The sequence below is a fragment of the Streptosporangium becharense genome, from assembly GCF_014204985.1.
GTDB classification, from domain to species: Bacteria; Actinomycetota; Actinomycetes; order Streptosporangiales; family Streptosporangiaceae; genus Streptosporangium; species Streptosporangium becharense.
Window position 1 is genome coordinate 1,939,518 of the sequence record NZ_JACHMP010000001.1, and the last position, 18,256, is coordinate 1,957,773.

The 18,256-nt window shown below is 70.9% G+C and carries 10 protein-coding genes and 1 tRNA gene; 4 read left to right on the top strand and 7 right to left on the bottom strand.

From position 1 onward, the window contains the following. Nucleotides 1-113 precede the first annotated feature (113 nt). The 3 genes from F4562_RS08330 to F4562_RS08340 all read left to right on the top strand — a co-directional run bounded on the left by F4562_RS08330 (nt 114) and on the right by F4562_RS08340 (nt 5,457). Nucleotides 114-2,078, top strand: coding sequence for a sigma-70 family RNA polymerase sigma factor (locus F4562_RS08330; protein WP_311734022.1), 1,965 nt, complete (start codon nt 114-116; stop codon nt 2,076-2,078). A gap of 113 nt (nt 2,079-2,191) precedes the next feature. Then, nucleotides 2,192-2,941, top strand: a complete 750-nt coding sequence (locus F4562_RS08335; protein ID WP_184542287.1) for a TetR/AcrR family transcriptional regulator — start codon at nt 2,192-2,194, stop codon at nt 2,939-2,941. Beyond that, nucleotides 2,938-5,457, top strand: a complete 2,520-nt coding sequence (locus F4562_RS08340) for a PEP/pyruvate-binding domain-containing protein (protein ID WP_184542289.1) — start codon at nt 2,938-2,940, stop codon at nt 5,455-5,457. The genes F4562_RS08335 and F4562_RS08340 overlap by 4 nt, the downstream gene beginning before the upstream one ends. Before the next feature lie 49 nt (nt 5,458-5,506). Here F4562_RS08340 and F4562_RS34745 read toward each other — a convergent pair whose 3' ends face one another. The 5 genes from F4562_RS34745 to F4562_RS36255 all read right to left on the bottom strand — a co-directional run bounded on the left by F4562_RS34745 (nt 5,507) and on the right by F4562_RS36255 (nt 13,095). Continuing rightward, the gene (locus F4562_RS34745; RefSeq protein WP_246473385.1) at nt 5,507-7,273 is read right to left on the bottom strand and encodes an SDR family NAD(P)-dependent oxidoreductase; all 1,767 of its coding nucleotides are present in this window, start codon (nt 7,271-7,273) and stop codon (nt 5,507-5,509) included. Between the two features lie 110 nt (nt 7,274-7,383). Beyond that, nucleotides 7,384-7,456: transfer RNA gene (locus tag F4562_RS08355), tRNA-Cys, on the bottom strand. 383 nt (nt 7,457-7,839) lie between these two features. Then, nucleotides 7,840-9,636 (bottom strand): choice-of-anchor P domain-containing protein, encoded by a 1,797-nt coding sequence (locus tag F4562_RS08360; RefSeq protein ID WP_184542291.1) that lies wholly within the window; start codon nt 9,634-9,636, stop codon nt 7,840-7,842. A 500-nt stretch (nt 9,637-10,136) separates the two neighbouring features. Further along, nucleotides 10,137-10,841, bottom strand: coding sequence for a restriction endonuclease (locus F4562_RS08365; protein WP_184542293.1), 705 nt, complete (start codon nt 10,839-10,841; stop codon nt 10,137-10,139). A 613-nt stretch (nt 10,842-11,454) separates the two neighbouring features. Continuing rightward, entirely contained in the window at nt 11,455-13,095 is a 1,641-nt protein-coding gene (locus tag F4562_RS36255; RefSeq protein WP_221207091.1) for a pectate lyase family protein, read from the bottom strand. Between the two features lie 930 nt (nt 13,096-14,025). On the opposite strand from F4562_RS36255, the gene F4562_RS08375 reads away from it, so the two are divergent. Then, nucleotides 14,026-16,413 (top strand): serine/threonine protein kinase, encoded by a 2,388-nt coding sequence (locus tag F4562_RS08375; RefSeq protein ID WP_184542295.1) that lies wholly within the window; start codon nt 14,026-14,028, stop codon nt 16,411-16,413. Between the two features lie 192 nt (nt 16,414-16,605). Here the strand turns inward: F4562_RS08375 and F4562_RS08380 are convergent, their stop codons facing one another. Both F4562_RS08380 and F4562_RS08385 read right to left on the bottom strand, forming a co-directional pair. Beyond that, complete coding sequence (locus F4562_RS08380) at nt 16,606-17,556, bottom strand: alpha/beta hydrolase (protein ID WP_184542297.1); 951 nt, start codon at nt 17,554-17,556, stop codon at nt 16,606-16,608. 179 nt (nt 17,557-17,735) lie between these two features. Further along, a complete protein-coding gene (locus F4562_RS08385; RefSeq protein WP_311734023.1) occupies nt 17,736-18,110 on the bottom strand; it encodes an ADP-ribosylation/crystallin J1 in 375 nt (124 codons plus the stop codon). Nucleotides 18,111-18,256 lie beyond the last annotated feature (146 nt).

Sequence of the window (18,256 nt, forward strand, 5' to 3'; positions counted from 1 at the left end):
GGTACCGACGCCGCTGACAGCACCGCTGACGGTGGTACCGGCACCGTTGACGGCACCACCGGCGGCACCGCCCCGGTTTGCGGGCGAGCGGGGGTGGTGCTGTCATCGGTGCTGTGACGGTTGCCGCGGAGGAGGTCCATCGCACGGTCGACGCGGTCTGGAAACTCGAATCGGCCAGGATCGTCGCCGGGCTCACGCGGATGGTGCACGATGTCGGCCTCGCCGAGGAGCTGGCCCAGGACGCGCTCGTTTCCGCGCTCGAACAGTGGCCCGGGTCGGGGGTCCCGGACAACCCCGGCGCCTGGTTGACGGCCGTGGCCAAACGCCGCGCCGTCGATCACATCCGGCGCTCGCAACGTCTGGAGCGCAAGCAGGGGCAGCTCGCCCACGAGCTGGAACGGCAGCAGGAGGCCGAGCAGGACGACGTCCTGCGGTTGATGTTCGTCTCCTGCCATCCCGTGCTGCCGACCGAGGCACGGGTCGCGCTGACGCTCCGTCTGCTCGGCGGCCTGACGACCGCGGAGATCGCGCGGGCGTTCCTGGTCGACGAGCCGACGATCGCCCGGCGCGTCGCCGGGGCGAAGCGGATCCTGGCCGAGGAGCGGGTGCCGTTCGAGCTGCCGGACGGCTCGGAGGTGGTCGAGCGCCTGTCGTCGATACTCGGGGTCATCTACCTGATCTTCAACGAGGGGTATTCGGCGACGTCCGGGGACGACCTGATGCGGCCGGGGCTCTGCCTCGAAGCGCTGCGCCTGGGCCGGATGCTGGCCGCGCTGGCGCCGCACGAAGCCGAGGTGCACGGGCTGGTCGCGCTGATGGAGATCCAGGCGTCCCGCACGGCCGCGCGGACCGGGCCGGCGGGCGAGCCCGTCCGGTTGCACGAGCAGAACCGGGGACGCTGGGACCAGTTGCTCATCCGCCGAGGTTTCACCGCGATGCTGCGGGCGCGGGAGGTGGGCGGCACCCCCGGCCCGTACGTGCTGCAGGCGGCGATCGCCGTGTGCCACGCGCAGGCGCGCACCGCCGACGACACCGACTGGGTGCGGATCGCGGCCCTATATGAGGCGCTGGCCCGGCTGCTGCCGACGCCGGTCGTGCGGCTCAACCAGGCCGTGGCGGTCGGAATGGCACACGGCCCCCGGGAGGGGCTCGCCCTGGCCGACTCCCTGACCGCCGACCCCGCGTTGCGCGACTACCACCTTCTCCCGGGCGTCCGGGGTGACCTCCTGATCCGGCTGGGGCGGCACGAGGAGGCACGGCTGGAGTTCGAGCGGGCCGCGTCTCTCACCGCGAACGTCGCCGAGCGCGCCTTCCTGCGCCGCCGCGCGGACGAGATCTCCGCCCCCGGTGCGCCGGGAGTCACTCTCGCGCGGGCCGTTCAGGACTTCCTGGGACGCGACGATCTGGACCCGGGGACGATCCGGTCGTACGGGCAGACCCTGCGGCGGCTGCGCCTGAGCCTGGGCGATCAGACACCGCTGGCGTCCCTCACCGCCGGCCAGGTGGCGCGGGTGTTCGCGACGGCCTGGGGCGGGGTGGCTGCCGCCACCTGGAACCGGCACCGGTCGGCCGTCCGGTCGTTCGGCGCCTGGGCGTCCCTGGACGACCTCGCCGCGGAGCTCGACCGGCGCGCCGAGGCCCGCGGCCGGACGGAGCCGATCGGCCCGGCGCAGCTGGAGGCGCTGTGGAACCGCCCCGGTCTGTCCCTGCGGGAACGGACCCTGTGGCGGCTCCTGCACGAGTCGGCGGCCAGGGTGACCGCGGTGCTGTCCCTGAACGTCGAGGACCTGGATCTGGACGGCCGCCGGGGCGGCGCGGACGACGCCCGGGTGAGCTGGCGTTCCGGAACCGCCCGGCTCCTCCCTCTCCTGGTGGCCGGCCGGGCCCGGGGTCCGCTGTTCCTCTCCGACCGGCGGCCCGGCCCGGCCCGGATGCCGGCGCGGGCCGACCTGTGCCCGGAGACGGGCCGCCGCCGCCTGTCCTACGAGCGAGCCGAGTATCTCTTCAAGCAGGCCACCAGAACCCTGGACCCGGCGGGCGACGGCTACACCCTGCGACAGCTCAGACCCCGCGCCTGACCACGGCCCGGGGCCCCGGCTCACCACCGGAAGACGGGGACCGCCTCCCGTGGTTCAATTAAATGACCGTATGATGATATCTGGTCATTGTTATGGAAAACGGGGGATGAGACATGGCGGCACAGGCCAGGAAGGCGGGGCGGCCACCCCGAGATCCCTCCCACCGGCTCGCGCGAGCGCACCGGATCCTCGACATCACCGGTGACCTGGTCCTGCGCTGGGGATACGACAAGACCACCGTCGAGGACATCGCCCGGCGGGCCGGCGTCGCGAAGGGCACGATCTACCTGCACTGGCGGACACGCGAGGAGATGTTCTCCGCGCTGCTGCGCCGTGAACGGGTCGAGATGCTCGTCGAGGTGCGGCGGCGGCTGGAGGAGGGCTCCGGCACGCTCCGCGAGCTGCTCCGGTTGTTCGCCTCCGAGCTGATGCGACGGCCGCTGATGCGCGCGAGCGTCCTGGGTGACTCGGAGGTGCTGGGCAGGCTCATCCGCGACAAGCGTGACCGCGCTCCGGACACCGAGCCGAGCGCCGGGCTCGGACGTTACCTCGGCGTACTGCGTGAGCACGGCACGCTGCGGACCGACCTCTCACCCGCCGAGCACGTGACCGTGCTCACCTCGGTGATGTACGGGTTCCTGCTCGCCCCGCGGATGACACCGGAGGGTCACGGGGTTTCCGACGACCGGCTGGCGGAGCTGCTCGCCGACGCCGCGAGCCGGGCGGTGGAGTCCGGCGTCACCGTCCCGCCCGACGGAGCCCACATGATCAAACGGGCGACCCTGGAGTACGTCGACATCGCCGTGGAGGCCGCGCGGCGGAAGCTGCACGCGTCCCTCGGCTCCGAGAAAGGTGCGACATGAAGGTCCTCCCCCTCGCCGACGAGGCGGCCGATCTCGCGTTGACGGGCGGCAAGGGCGCCTCGCTGGCCCGGCTGGCCCGCGCCGGCCTGCCGGTTCCCGCCGGCTTCCACGTCACCACGGACGCCTACCGCGACTTCGTCTCCCGCGACGGCCTCCACGACCTGATCATGGAGGCCGTCGCCGGTTCACCCCCGGACCGGGCCGCCGCGCACATCGCCGCCCTGTTCGCCGACCGCGAGATGCCGCCGGAGACCGCCGGGGAGATACGGGCGGCGTACGCGAGGCTCGGCGATGACGTGCCGGTCGCCGTGCGGTCGTCCGCCACGGCCGAGGACCTTCCCGGGATGTCGTTCGCCGGGCAGCAGGACACCTACCTCAACGTCTCGGACGACGCCCTGCCGGACGCGGTCAAACGCTGCTGGGCGTCGCTGTGGACCGCGCGCGCCATCGCCTACCGGTCCGCGAACGGCGTCCCGCAGGACGAGGTGGCGATCGCGGTGGTGGTGCAGGAACTGGTGCCCGCCGACGCGGCGGGCGTGCTCTTCACCGCCGACCCCGTCACCGGGGACCGCGGCAGAGTGGTGATCAACGCCTCGTGGGGCCTGGGCGAGGCCGTCGTCGGCGGGCAGGTGACGCCCGACACCGTCGTGGTCGGCGGGCCCGGCGGCGAGATCGTCGAGGAACACGTCGGTGACAAGGCCGTCATGACCGTCCGCGTCCCCGGCGGCACACGGGAGGAACCGGTGCCCGAGGAACTGCGCCGCCGCCCCGTGCTCGACCGCGACCGGGCCCTGCGGCTCGCGCGGCTCGGCACTCGGATCGAGGAACTGTACGGCACCCCCATGGACGTGGAGTGGACACTGCGCGACGGGAAGTTCGCCGTGGTGCAGGCCCGCCCGATCACCGGGCTCAGGCAGCCGGTCGAGGAGTGGAACGACAGCCTGATCGGCGACTACCTGTGGACCGGCTCCAACCTCGGCGAGGCCATCCCCGACGTGATGACGCCGTGCACATGGTCACTCGTCCAGATCTTCATCGGCGAGGCCATGGCGTCCCTGCCGATCCCCGGGTTTCCCATGGTCGGCAACATCGGCGGACGCTTCTACATGAACCTCAGCGTGGTGGTCTCCGTCGCGCGGGCGGTGGGCATGGGAGGGCGGCTCGGCGCGGTCGAGCAGGTTTTCGGCAAACTACCCCCCGGCCTCGACGTGCCGCTGCTGCCCGTCTCCCGCTGGCGGATCGTCAAGGCCCTGCTGCCGACCGTGGTCACCCTGCGCAGGCGTGTGACGGCCACCCTCCGGGACATGCCCGCCTTCCTCGCCACGGCACGGCGGCGCAACACGGAGCTGCGCGAGCGGATCGCCGCCGCCGGCACCCCGGGTGAGCTGGCCGAACTGTGGGAGAAGGAACTGCTGCCCTACTACGTCCAGTCCTGCCGGGTGCTGGAGGCCGCCGGACGACAGGGCGGCAACACCCTGGTCATGACCCGCGACAGACTGCGCAAGATGGTGGGCGAGACCGACGCCGAAGCCATGCTCACCGGGGTCGGCGCCGACGGGGAACTGGCCAGCCTCGGGCCGATCATCGGCCTGCGGAAACTCGCCGGAGGTGAGATCGACCGGGAGACGTTCGCCCGCGACTACGGGCATCGCGGCCCGCACGAGTTCGAGGTCTCCCTCCCCCGCCCCGGCGAGGACCCCGCGTGGATCGACGCCCAACTCGCCGCGTCGACCGTGTCCGGGGAACGGACCGGCGCGTTGCTGGAGCGTCAGCGTGAGGCCCGGGAAGCGGCCTGGCGGCGGTTCGAGCGGCGCAGTCCCGGCAGGGCGGCGAAGACGCGCGACCTGGTGAAGCGGTGGAACGCGATCGTCCGCGACCGGGAGACGGCCCGCTCCGAGGTGGTCCGTGCCTTCTGGGCACTGCGTGCCTTCGTTCTGCGGGCCGGGGAGCTGACCGGCCACGGTGATGACCTGTTCTTCCTGTCGATCCAGGAGATCCTCGCCGTCCTGCGCGGCGGCGACGCCCCGCCGCCGGCCCGGGTGGCGATCCGGCGGGCGACCTACGAGCGCTACGCCGCCCTGCCCCCGTACCCCATGCTGATCGTCGGCCGGTTCGATCCGGTCCGCTGGGCGGCCGACCCCGCCCGGCGCAGCGATGTCTTCGACGCCCGCGGTGACGGTACCCCGGTGAGCGACACGGTGACCGGCTTCCCCGGAGCGCCCGGTGTCGTCGAGGGCGTGGCCCGCGTCATCGCCACCCCCGAGGAGGGCGACCGTCTCGCCCCCGGCGAGATCCTCGTGACGACCCTGACCAACATCGGCTGGACCCCGATGTTCCCCCGCGCCGCCGCCGTGGTGACCGACATGGGGGCACCCCTGTCACACGCCTCCATCGTCGCCCGGGAGCTCGGGATCCCCGCCGTCGTCGGCACGGGCAACGCCACCATGCGCCTGCGCGACGGTGCCAGGATCCGGGTCGACGGCGAGCGCGGCACAGTGGAACTCCTGACGCCCTGACCGGGGGGACACCCCTGTTCCCGGCTACTGCTCGCGGCTCTGTTCCCGGTCACCAGGGTGCTTCCGCGTAGTCCTTGAGGAAGACCCCGTGGACCGGGTCGCCGGCCTCGCCGCGCACGATCGGGTCGTAGACGCGCGCGGCCCCGTCGATCACGTCCAGCGGGGTCCTGCGGTCGAGGTGGTCGCGGATCGGCCCGGGGATCTCGTCGGTGATCCAGCCGGTGTCCACGCTGCACATGTAGACGCCCCGCCGTGCGAGATCGGCGGCGCTGGTACGGGTCAGCATGTTCAGCCCGGCCTTGGCCATGTTGGTGTGCGGATGGCGGCCGGTCTTGTTGGCCACCGTGAACTGGCCCTCCACCGCCGAGACGTTCACCACGTAGCGGCGCGGCGCGGGAGCCTTCAGCAGCAGCGGCAGCAACCGGTCGATCAGGAGGAACGGCGCGACCGCGTTGACCAGCTGGACCTCCAGCAGTTCGGCCGGGTCGACCTCCCCGATCCGGGCCGTCCACGAGTTCCGTGAGGAGGTGTCCGGGAGCAGACCCGAGACGTCCGGCACCTGGGACGCGTCCGGGAAGGCCGCAGACCCGTCCCGCGCGACCGGTCCCCCGCCCTGGGCGATCCGTACCCTGTCCTGAACGACCGGCACCCCGTCCCGCACGACCGGTCCCCCATTTCGAACGACCGGAGACCCGTCCCGCATGACCGGTGCCCCATCCCACACGACCGGTCCTCCGCCCTGGACGATCCGTACCCCGTCCTGAACGACCGGCGCCTTCCCCGGAGACCCCTCGACCCCCGGGAACCTCTGGAACTCCGAAGACCTCTCGAAGAGCGGAGTGAAGCCGGGCGCCGTCGACACCGGCGCTCCATGCGGCAGCCCGCGCCGCTCCCCCTCGACCAGGGCCGCGTAGGCCGCCGGTGGGCGGCGCAGGGTCTGGGCGGCGTTGTTGACCAGGATGTCGAGAGGATCACCGGCCGTCAGGAAACGGTCGGTGAGCGCGACGACCTGCCGGGGGTCGCGCAGGTCGATGCCGACGATCTCCAGGCGCCCGTCCCAGTCACCGGCCGCGGCGAAACGCCGGGCCGCGTCGCAGGGGAACCGGGTGGTCACCGTGACGTGTGCACCGTCATGGAGCATCTTCAGCGCGAGATGGTGCCCGATCTTCGTCCGGCCTCCGGTCACCAGGGCACGCCGTCCCCGCAGGTCGGTGCGGGCCGCGCGGCGTGCCGCGTTCGAGGCGGCGCACGGCGGGCAGAGCTGGTGGTACAGGCCGCCCACCTGGTCGAACGGGCCCTTGCAGATGTAACAGCGCCGTGCCCTGCCCAGCCGCCCCTGCCACCCGCCTCCCCCCGCCCTGCCTTCCGACGGCCCGTCCCCCCGCACCGTGCCTCCCCGCAGCCCGTCTTCCGACAGCGCCTCCTCCGCCGACCCGCTTCCTCGGAGTCCGCCTTCCGATGGCCCTCCTTCCCGCGCCGTACCTCCCCGCAGCCCGTCTTCCGACGGCGCCTTCTCCGCCGACCCGCTTTCCCGGAGTCCGCCTTCCGGCAACCCGCTTTCCTGCCACTTGCTTTCCGGCGACCCGCCGACGGGGGCGTCGGCCACCCGGTCCGGCGAGCCCATCGCGGTCGCGGCCAGCACCGCCGCGTCCGCCTCCCGCAGTGCGCGCTCACGCTCCCGTTTGCGGCGTCGCTGCCCGTCGCGGACCAGCGAGAGGGCCGTGTGCTCGATCCGGAGACGGTCCTGATCGTCCGCCGGGAGCCTGCGCGCCTCACCGAGCATCCGCATGACCGCCGAGACGCTCTCTTCGTCCATCCGTCCTTCCTGGGATGAAGCCCGGACGGGGGCGAACCAGCGTCTCATGTGCTCCCGCCGAGGACGGCGGATGCGACAGCCACTGCGTTACGGGCTCCCCGAGGAGCCGTGGGATCCGGCCGGATTCGAACCGGCGTCTTCCACCTTTGCAGGGTGGCACGACGACCACTGCGCTACGGATCCCCACGGAACCGGTCCGGGCCGGGCCGGTATCCGGTGGCCAATGTAGCGAAGATTCCTTACAACCCGCCGTCCGTGTCGTCGGCTCCGCCGACGGCGTGCACAAGCGCGCAGGCCCGGCCGATGCCGACGGACCTGTTCGCCATGAGCGGGTGAGTGCCGTCTCGCCATGAACGGGTCGGCCACCGCACTCGACGTGGACATGCCGGTCACTGCTCCCAACGCGGGCAGGCCGGCCACCACACTCGACATGAACGGGCCCGCCGGCGCGCTCTGCGCGGGCGGGCCCGTGGACGCACGGGACAGTCAGGGGGTCAGAGGGTCAGGAAGGGCAGAGGTTCAGAGGGTCAGCGGGCAGGGAGGGCAGGAAGTCAGGGACCAGGGAGTCAGAGGGCCGGACAGGGCTGCCCTGGCGTGGTCAACGAGGCCCTGGCGTGGCTGACGACGAGGTCGACACCGGCCACCGTACGGATGCGGAGGGCGTTGACCGCGATGCCGTCGCCGCCTGCGGTGGCCACCCGCTCGTTGATCACGACCTTGGCCACCAGCGGGATCTCGATCGTACGGCTGACGCCGGGCTCGGTGATGGAGACCCCGTTCACCTTCAGGTTGACGAGATCCACCTCGCCCGTGGTGGTCACATCACCGGAGTCGTCACTGCGGGCCTTCGCCGTACTGGTGATCTCGTCCGCGGTGACCAGACCGTTGAGCAGGCGGATCCGGGCCGTCTTGGCCGTGGCCGCGGCGGTGCGGAGCCCGTCCGCGTCGATCTGGCCCGACGCCTTCGTCGTGATCACTCCCAGCGAGCCGAGGCCGGGCAGCGTGGCGGTGGCCAGCGTGGCGTCGTCGGCGCCGGCACCTGTGACGCAGGTGAGGTCGGACGGGGCGAGCGGCGGGACGGTGACCAGCGGGGTGGTGAGGCTGCCGCCGTGGGCGTGCGCGTCGAAGGCCAGGATCGGCGGGACGAACGTCACCTCGGCGCATTCCGGCGGATCGATCCCGGCCATGGCACTCAGGTCGTCGGGACAGACGGGGTATGTGCCGGCCCGTGCCGCCGTCACCTGCACCTTCACGGCGCAGGACGCCTTGCCCTCGGGGAGGGTTCCGGTCGCGGTGATCTTCGCGCCGTCCGGGGGAACGGTCACCGCGGCGTCCGCGCAGTCGGTCACCGGGGCGGCTCCCGTCACCTTGAGACCGGCGGGCAGGTTCTCGGTGAACGCCCACCCCTTCTTGACCGCCAGCTCACTGGTGTTGGTGACGGTGAACGTCAACGTGGAGGGGTCACCCACCTCCGCGGAGACAGGAGCGAACCCGAGACCGAGCCGGGGGGTGACGTCGAGGACGCGCACGTTGTCGAACGCGGCGTCGTTGCCATAACCGCTGCCCTGGAGGTTGACCAGCCGAAGCCCGACCGCGGAACCGCCGAAGAGCACCGGGGCGTCACTGGTGTAAGTGCCCACCGAGATGCCGTTCAGCACCGTCTCAGAGTCGACGCACGGCTCGATGGGGGTGGTGAAGGTCGGGATGGCGGTGGCTCCGTCGAGCAGGTGGAAGCCGAGCTTGGCGTGGTTGCCGTGACAGTTGACCTCGGCGGCGTCGACGGAGAAGGTGAGGAACCGCTTACCTGCGCCGACTCCTACCGGTGAGCCGGTCTCCAGTTGGATCCTGCCCACGCCGGGGTCGGCATGGGTGAAGGCGGTGACGGCATGGTTGGTCGCCTGGTCGCCGCCCGCCCACTGGCCGAGCGAACCCGCCAGTTGCTTGACCGTGGCCCACCACCCACCACAGCCGGTGGCCGGAGGAACGGCCGCCGGGGCCTGCTGCGAGACGAGCCAGCCGTTGCAGTTGGCCAGCCACGCGGGGTCGGCGGTGTAGGTCTGGTTGAGGGGGGCCGCGCCGGTGTAGCCGGTGACGAGGATCGGTGTGGCGTCCCGACCGTTCTCGAAGTCCTCCGCGAAGACGACCCTGGGAGCCGACGGCGCCCCCGCGGCGCTAGACACCACCCCTGCGGAACCGGACACCACTCCCGCGGAACCGGACACCACTCCCGCGGAACCGGACACCACCTCCGCGGAACCGGACACCGCCGACGCGACGCCGGGTTGGCCCACGACCGGTGCCACAGCCAGGGGGAACATCGCCAGACAGGCCAGTGCGCGACTGCGCGCACGAGAATGTTTCACGTACGAATTCCTTTCAGCGGATCCATGACACCGCCGGAACCGCGAAACCCGAATGCCGCGCACCACGGTGACCGCGGCGCCTCGCGACACCGGGTGCGCAGCGGGGCAGGCGACGGAAAACAAATTGCCGGAACTTCCTCCGACAAAATGTCGCACCCTCACAGGACTGTCAACGACGACTTTCTTTATGTCCAGATTCATCCTTCCATAAGGAGAAATAGCATTAAGGTGCGAGCATCACCACAATGCGCCGGAGTCGCATTTCATAAATACGGCAATATTGACTTACATGGCGCTCTGACGCTTCGACACTCCGCCGCTCCGCCACTCCGACCCTCCAACAACTCCAGCGCTCCAGCGCTCCGGGGCTGCAGCGCTCCGGGGCTGCAGCGCTCTGACGCTTCGACACGCCGGGGCTCCGCCGCTGCGCCGCTCCGGGGCTCCGGCGCTCCGGAGCGGTCCCGTGCCTCAGCCCGGTCACCCGCACCCGCGTCGCCGGCTCACGGGAGCGGCTCCGGTTCCGGATGCTCCCGTGCCGCACGGCCACGACGCAGCCGGACCAGCCAGGCCGGCGACGACCTCCGCCGCGAACCGAGGTGGTAGGCGCCCAGCAACCAGTCGGCCAGGAGGTCGCGGTCGACGACGACCATGTCGTGCTCACGCGCCGTCGCCGCCGCCTGCGCGCTGAGACGGTCCGAGGTCACCAGGACGCCTCGGTGCCCCTGATACGGCCTGGCCTGCAGGGCGCCCACGAAATCACGCACCGAGCCGGGGCCGACGGCACGGGTGTAGTACTTGCACTGGATCGCGTACGACCGGCCGTCCGGCGCGACGCCGACCACGTCCACCCCGCGGTCACCGGCCCCGCCGACGACCCGGACCCCACGGAAACCGTCTCTCCGGAGCAGTTCGGCGGCCAGTTCCTCGAACCGCCGCGGATCCAGCCGGTCGAGCTGCGCGCGTCGCAGCGCGTCCCTGCGGTAGGCCGCGCCCATGCGCCGCGCCGCGACGACGGCGGCGGCCGACAGGACGGCGAGTCCCGCGACGGCGGCGAGCAGCGTCGTCCAGGCCGACGTGGTGACGTCGAGCACCCTGGGCGCCGCGAGGAGGACGACCACCGGGAGGACCAGCCACAGTGGGCTGACCTCGCGCTTCCGGCTCCGGCGGGTGCCGCGTCTCCGTGCCGGGGACCTACGTTTCGCCATCGCGACCTCCAGAAGGGGGGCTCCGAACGGGAGCGTCCGGAAAACGACTCCGGGGGAACTCCGGAAGGAATGGAAAGACGTCGACCAGTGTGAACGCCGCCTCCGACAAAATCCGCCGCACCGGCGAAGTCACGGGGCGGCCGTACACGTCTCCCGGAGTCCTGCACGTTCATGAGGCCACGGAACCGGCCCCCAACAACGGCCACAATTCACGAAAATCTATGATAAACGCGTAAATCAACCGTGCGGGAAAAAGGAAAACCGCCCACCGATCTCCCGGCTGGTCAGCCCTGGACGGTGAGGCGGATGATCTGCCGTTGCCACGCGGCCAGCCCCTGGTGGCGGTGGGAAGACGGCGCCGGTGACGACGTGACCGGAGGCGTGGAAGGTGCCGATGGAAGTGAGGACGGATCCGCGCCGGGCGGGCGGGGGAGAGCGTCTCCCGGCAGGGGCCGGCCGGTTCTGCCGGGCCCCTGCGCCGGGTCCACGGGCCCGCGCGCCGGGTCCACGGGCCCGCGCGCCGGGTCCACAGGCCCGCGGGCCGGGTCCACGGGCCCACGCGGGTCCACGGGCCCGCGGGCCCACCGGGAGACGCTCACCTACCTCCGGGCCGTCAGCCGCCGATCTTCCCGACCCCGGCCCCCGCGGTGACGATCGCCTTCACGGAGTTCGGGTCGTCCAGCGTGTAGCTGTAGTAGGTGCTGGGCTCCTGCACGCTGCCACTGCAGTCGGGCTGGCCCGACTCGTTGACGAACACGTTGTTGCGCGCGACGCACCTGCCGTCCGGCCCGGCGTAGGAGTTGGTCACGGGCTCCTCGACCCGGTCGAAGTAGTTACCCTCGACCATGCAGCCTGCGTTGGCCTGGCAGGCCACACCGGTGTCGGTGTTGTAGAAGTAGTAGTTGTTGAACACGTGCACCGGCTCCCCGAACCGCACCCGCGGGTTACGCTGCGGGGTCTGGTCGAACCAGTTGTGGTGGTAGGTGACCTTCAGCTGGCCGACGTCCTGCGCGGCGTTGCCGTCATCATGGCCGAGCAGCATGTTCTTGGTGTGTTTGTGCGTGTGGTTCCACGACACGGTGATGTAGGAGGAACCGCGCTTGATGTCCAGCAGCCCGTCGTAGCCGCAGCACAGGTCGTTGTGGTCGATCCAGACGTGGTGGGAGAACATCTGCACGTTGATCGAGTCGTCGGTCGCGTTGCGGAACGACAGGTTGCGGATGATGACGTTGTGCACGGCGTTCGCGGGCGGCGAGGTGATCGTGTTGTCCAGGGGCAGACCGATGTTGAGCCCGCCGCCGCTGATGCCGGCGTCCGAGCCGACGCCCACGATCGTCTTGTCCGAGGCGACGTTGTGCATCCCGGCCGGGACCGTGATCGTCCCGCGTACGCAGATGTTCAGCGGTCCGCTCTGGCCGATCGCGGAGATCAGCTCACTCGCCGTGTCGACCTCGACGGTCGGTCCGCCCGCGCCTCCCGTGGTGCCGTTCTGTCCCCAGGCGTTCGCCGAGGCGAACCCGGTGGGCGTCCCCGAGGTGGGACAGGAGCCCGGCGGGGGTGTGACCGTGGGGGTCACGGTGGGGGTGACCGTGGGGGTGACCGTCGGCGTCTGGCTGGGCCCGCCGACGTCGGTCACCAGCACGTCGTCGAACGAGGCGCTCGCGTAGTATCCGGCCAGGCCGGCCTTGCCGGACGCGAAGGCGGTGTCCGTCGCCGAGACGACCTCGACGTTGTTGACGAAGCCACGCAGCGTCGAGCCGAACACCTCCAGCCTGAGGGTGTACCAGGTGCCTGTGGTCACCGTCGCCGGAGCCGAGTCCAGAGTCGTCGGACCACCACCGGCCCGCTTGCCCAGGATGACCGAACCCGCGTTGCTCAACCCGAGGAAGTAGTAGTTGCTGGTGCTCTGGGCCCTGGCCAGCACCGCGGCGTACCTGCCGTTGCCGTTGAACGCGGTCGGTTTGACCCGCGCCTGCACCGCCTGGTTCGACCATCCGGCACCGGCCACCGCCCTGGCGTCCGCGCCGGTGCCGGACTGCCGGTAAACCTGGGAGCCGTCGGCGGCCACCGACCAGCTTCCCCCGGATTTCGACCATCCTGTGGCGTTGCCGTCCTCGAAGTCGTCGCCGAACAGCGTCGCGGCGAACGCGCTGGGCACCGCCAGCAGCGCCAGCGCTCCGAGCACCGTGACGGCGACGGTCACCGTGAACGCGACGAACAACGAGCCGGTGTTGCGGCCTTTCCTTCTTCGCACTGTGGAACCTCCAGTTCCGTCGGCGCCGACCGACCACGTTGCGGCTCGGCCGGACCATGGCCTCACACCAGGACCGGAACCGGCGACGCCGACGTGGCCGCACTCTGCGAGCACACGCCGACCGGCCGGTGGCCCCGGCGAGCGGTGTCCCCAGGCGCCGCAGGAGCCGGTCCGCCGCCCCCTGGCGAGGGGCTCCGGACGCGGCCGAGCCTCCGGCGAAACGCGAAGGCGGATCCGTGGCGACGCGCTGGGACGAAGTGTGGGAAAGCGCTATCCAACTCTTTTCGCACTTGTACGCCCCAAGGAAGGTACGGGTCAAGCGCCGGATCTCACCCGGCCTCGCCGGCACCGGGCCACCCGCCTCGTCGGAACACCGTCCGCCCAGGTGAAACCCGGCAGAGCACTTCATGCGCGACCCGAAACTTTCCCGGGGAGGACGTGGAGGTCTCCGGTGTGGACTCCGGGATCTCCCGGACGCGTGACCCCACCCCCTCCGGCGGGATTCGAACCGGGTGTCGTACGAGCCCGGCCGAGCGCCGGTGTTCACACCGGGCAGCGTTCGTCCGGGGCAGGGTGCTTTCCGGGTCACGTACAAGTGAGACACAAGTGCGTTCTGTGAATCTGGACTCCCAGCGCTGAGACACAGGAGGCTTCATGGGGGTCATGGCTTCTTGCCGGAACCGGCCTCCGCGCAACCAGACGCCCGCCTCCACCCGGGTGAGCAGCGGGGGAACCGGGACGACGAGCACCCTGCGCCACGGCGGTCGAGGGCGAATCAGGTCAGACCAGGGAGAATGGTCCCGCTCACCGCCCGTTCCACCGACACGGCCGGCGAGGCAGATGCCATCAGCGGTGTCGGCCACCACGCATGAACCATCATCTTTTCCCCGGAAAACGGGGGGCTGAATGTCTGTACGGGAGGGTGTCACTATGCCGGACCTTGCGCCTCTGCGGCCCGAGGACCCCGAGCACGTGCGGGAGTACCGACTCACCGCCCGCCTCGGCGAGGGCGGCCAGGGAACGGTCTACCTCGGCGAGTCCCCCACCGGAGCCCGCGTCGCGGTCAAGCTGCTGCGCGCCGACCTCACCCAGGACGCCGAGGCCATGGAACGCTTCGTCCGCGAGGTCAGCACCACCCGGCGGGTCTCCCCGTTCTGCACCGCCGCCGTGCTCGACACCGGCGTGGAGCACGAACGCCCCTACATCGTCAGCGAGTACATCGACGGGCCGACGCTACAGGAGGTGGTCACCGGCCAGGGCCCGCGCACCGGCTCGGCGCTGCACCGGCTGGCCATCGGCACCGTCACCGCGCTGGTGGCCATCCACCAGGCCGAGATCGTGCACCGCGACTTCAAACCCTCCAACGTGCTGCTGGCCCCCGACGGCCCCCGCGTGATCGACTTCGGCATCGCCAAGGCCCTGGACCGCACCTCCACCCTGACCGGCACCGCGATCGGCACCCCCGCCTACATGACCCCCGAACAACTGGCCGGCGACAACGCCGGATCACCGGCCGACATGTTCGCCTGGGGCTGCACCATGGTGTTCGCCGCCACCGGGTCGCCGCCGTTCGGCACCGACAGCCTGGCCGCGATCTTCAACCGGATCATGAACCTGACCCCGGACCTGTCGGCCATCACCGATCCGGCGCTGCGCGAGCTGGTCGGGCACTGCCTGGCCAAGGACCCGGCCCAGCGACCCACCGCGAGCGAGGCGCTGATGCGGCTGCTCGGCCACGCCACCGGGGCGAGCGGCATGACCGGCGGGGCGAGCACCGGTTCGGCGCTGCCGGCCGCGTCGCAGGGCATCCTCGCCGAAGGGTCGGCTGTGGCGGCCCAGCACACCGGTCCGGACGCCTCCCTGTACCAGGCCGGTCCCCGAACCGACGCCCAGATCGAATCGCCCTACCACAGCGGATCGCCATACCAGACCGCCTCCCCGTACCAGGCCACCCCGCCATACGAGACCGCCTCCCCGTACCAGGCCACCCCGCCGTACCAGACCGGCCCGGACAGTCATGCGACCTATCCCGCCGCAGCGCAGGGCGTGTCCTACCAGCCGGGCTTCGACAACCACCCCCACCAGAGCGGGCCTTTGGCCGCGGCGCCGCACCAGGCCGGCCTCGGCGGCTACCCGCAGGCCGGTTCCGGCGGCTACCCGCTGCCGCACGGGTTCGTGCCGCACGAGACGACCTATCCGGTGGGGCACGGGCCCAGGCCGGACGGCGGTCGGCGCATGCGCCGGATCTGGGCCGTGGTCGGCGCCGGGCTCGCGCTCACCCTCGTCGCGGTGACGATCACGCTGGTGGTACGGAACGGAGCCACGGACACACGGGCCTCCGACACGAAGAGGGTCACCACGTCCCCCACCGCCACCCCCACGCCCACCCCGTCCGTTCCCGCGATACCCCCAGCGGACCGGAAGATCAAACTTCCAGGCAGTTCCCTCACCGTCCACGAGAGCGACAAGGACCCGATCAAGCTGGCCTCCTACACCATCCTGACGGGACAGACCAACAACCTCTACGTCCGCAAGACCGACACCGACGAGTTCGTCAAGAGCGACAAGTACCGTCACTACACGCCGAACCCGGCGGGCACCCATGCCCTCGCCACGGACTTCTACTACAGCACGGACAACTACGAGGTCGTCACGATCGTCGACCACGGCACCGGCGCGGAGAGCAAGGTGAAGATCGCCAAGTCACCGGTCTACGGGCTCTACCCGTACTGGTCACCGGACGGCACCAAGGGTCTGCTGACCCTGCTCGAGGCGGGCGAGAACAACGCCCCGCCGAAGCCCTACGGCTTCGCGGTCATCGACGTCGCCACGAAGAAGGCCAAGGTCGTCCGGGTGAAGGAGAAGGACGTCGGGGACTGGGCCTATTTCTGGCGGGGCGACGGCAAGGCGATCGGCACCTGGGCGATCAACGGCGACACCCAGCGCATCCGCTTCTACGACCCGCAGGGCACCATCCTGCAGACTCTGTTGGACGCGGGTACCCCGCTCCCGGTCGAAGCGGAGGAGGTCAACCCGTCCGGCACGTTGATCATGACCTATTGCAAGGGGACCGAACAGGAGATCTGCACCTGGTCCACCGTCGCCGACGGTGAGCCGAAGGCCCGGATCCCGTTCGCGACCAAGCGGGTCATCGGCTGGTACGACGATAACCACATCGTCGCCTGGCGTAAGCGCGGCTCCGTCCATGAAGCCGTGGTCATCGACTTCAAGGGTCAGGTGAAACGGGTGCTCGCCACCAGCACCAACGCCAAGGAGTACGAGGACCAGTTCATGCGCTACGTCAGGACCGGCGGCTGAGCGGACGTCACCTCCGGCACCGTTCCCCCGAGCGTGGTCCCGCCCCCCCCGATACGGTTCGCTCTTCTGGATCTCCCCGTTTCCCGGGCGCGGCCCTGCTTCCCCACGTGTAGACGGTGCCCGGACGGCGGGGCCAAGGGTGCAGGGCCCCCTTGGCCCCACCGCACGTGGGCCGGAACCTCCCGGACGCCGTCAAGCGCTCCCGAGGGCCTTACGGAGGACGTGGACGGCCTGTTCGACGGCGGCGGTGGCCGCGTTGGTCGTGCGGACGGGGTTGAGCATCATGAAGTCGTGGATGATGCCGTTGTAGCGCACGCTGGTGGTCACCACCCCGGCCTCGGTGAGCTTGCGGGCGTAGGCCTCGCCCTCGTCACGCAGCACGTCGTTCTCGTCGACGACGACGAAGGCGGGCGGCAGTCCGGCGAGTTCCTCCAGGCTCGCGCGCAGCGGTGAAGCGGTGATCTCCGCACGCTGCCCGGGATCGGGGGCGTAGGCGTCCCAGAACCAGGCCATGGCCTTGGCGGTCAGGAACGGGCCGTCGGCGAACTCCCGGTAGCTGGCGGTGTCCTGGGCGGCGTCGGTCACCGGGTAGTACAGCGACTGGTGCACGAAGGTCACGTCACCGCGCTGTCTGGCGAGGATGGTCAGCGCGGCGGTCATGTTGCCGCCGACCGAGTCACCGGCGACCGCGAGGCGGGCGGAATCGAGCCCTTCGCCGGCGCCGTGCCGAGTGATCCACTGTGCGGTGGCGTACGCCTGCTCGATCGCGACCGGATACCGGGCCTCCGGGGAACGGTCGTACTCGACGAACACGACCGCGGCGTTCGCGCCGACGGCGAGCTCGCGGACGAGCCGGTCGTGGGTGCCGGCGTTGCCGAGGATCCACCCGCCTCCGTGGACGTAGAGGACGACCGGTAGCACGCCGTCCGCCCCCGGGGGCCTGACGATCCGCACCCGTACGTCCCCGACCTCGGCCGGCACCGTGATCCACTTCTCGTCGACCTCGGGCTTGTCGACCGGCGCGGCCTGGATGTCGTCGAGGACCTTACGGGCACCCTGCACACCCAGCTCGTACAGGAACGGCGGGTTCGAGGTGGTGTCCGCGATCTCCTGCGCCGCCGGTTCGAGAACCGGTTTGCTCATGACATTCCCCCTGGTGTTCGCGGTGGGTTCGGTCATCTCTGCGTACCCATCGCGAGCCGGCCCTCGCACCGCCTCCGGCCGCCGCCCGTCGTCATCGGGCCTGCCCCCCTGCGGCACTTCGGAGGCCGGTCATGAGCGTGGTCTCCCTCATTCCGGCTCGAAACAGGAGACGGCGCCCGTCACGGCCCGCTCCCTACCTGGTGAAACTCGTGCACGACCTCGATCAGGCCGACGATGTGGTCGTTGAACTCCTCCAGTTCCCCGGCCGGCACCCACAGCTCCAGGATGTCCCTGCCGCCCGCCTGCCGGACCGGGTAACGGGCGACGAAGCCACTGTCGACCCGGAAGCGGGTGACGTAACCGGAGCCCGAGTACGGGACGTTCCAGTCCCGGGCGATCCTCACCGCGTACCCCTCGTTCAACACCGGATAGAAGATCGGCTGCTCCGGCAGGCGCGGCGGCCACCTGCGCCACCCCGACCGGCGCACCAACTCCAGCTCCTCCGGCCCGGCTGGTCTCCAGAGCGTGGTCACCTCTCCTGATTGCGCCACCACGGCCGCTCTCCTCTTCTGCCCTCCGCACCCATTCTGCGGAGGCGGATCCGGAAAGGCGACATGTTTCCCACCTGTGCTCCCCCTGTGATGATCAGCCCTTCCAAGACTCGTTGGAATGAGGCGCTTCCAGCCGGGATCACCGCCGG

What these genes read in the sequence shown, in the direction of transcription:
- F4562_RS08335 (WP_184542287.1), top strand. Translation starts at nt 2,192, where the DNA reads ATGGCGGCACAGGCCAGGAAGGCGGGGCGGCCACCCCGAGATCCCTCC.
- F4562_RS08340 (WP_184542289.1), top strand. Translation starts at nt 2,938, where the DNA reads ATGAAGGTCCTCCCCCTCGCCGACGAGGCGGCCGATCTCGCGTTGACG.
- F4562_RS34745 (WP_246473385.1), bottom strand. Translation starts at nt 7,273, where the DNA reads ATGGACGAAGAGAGCGTCTCGGCGGTCATGCGGATGCTCGGTGAGGCG.
- F4562_RS08365 (WP_184542293.1), bottom strand. Translation starts at nt 10,841, where the DNA reads ATGGCGAAACGTAGGTCCCCGGCACGGAGACGCGGCACCCGCCGGAGC.
- F4562_RS08375 (WP_184542295.1), top strand. Translation starts at nt 14,026, where the DNA reads ATGCCGGACCTTGCGCCTCTGCGGCCCGAGGACCCCGAGCACGTGCGG.
- F4562_RS08380 (WP_184542297.1), bottom strand. Translation starts at nt 17,556, where the DNA reads ATGAGCAAACCGGTTCTCGAACCGGCGGCGCAGGAGATCGCGGACACC.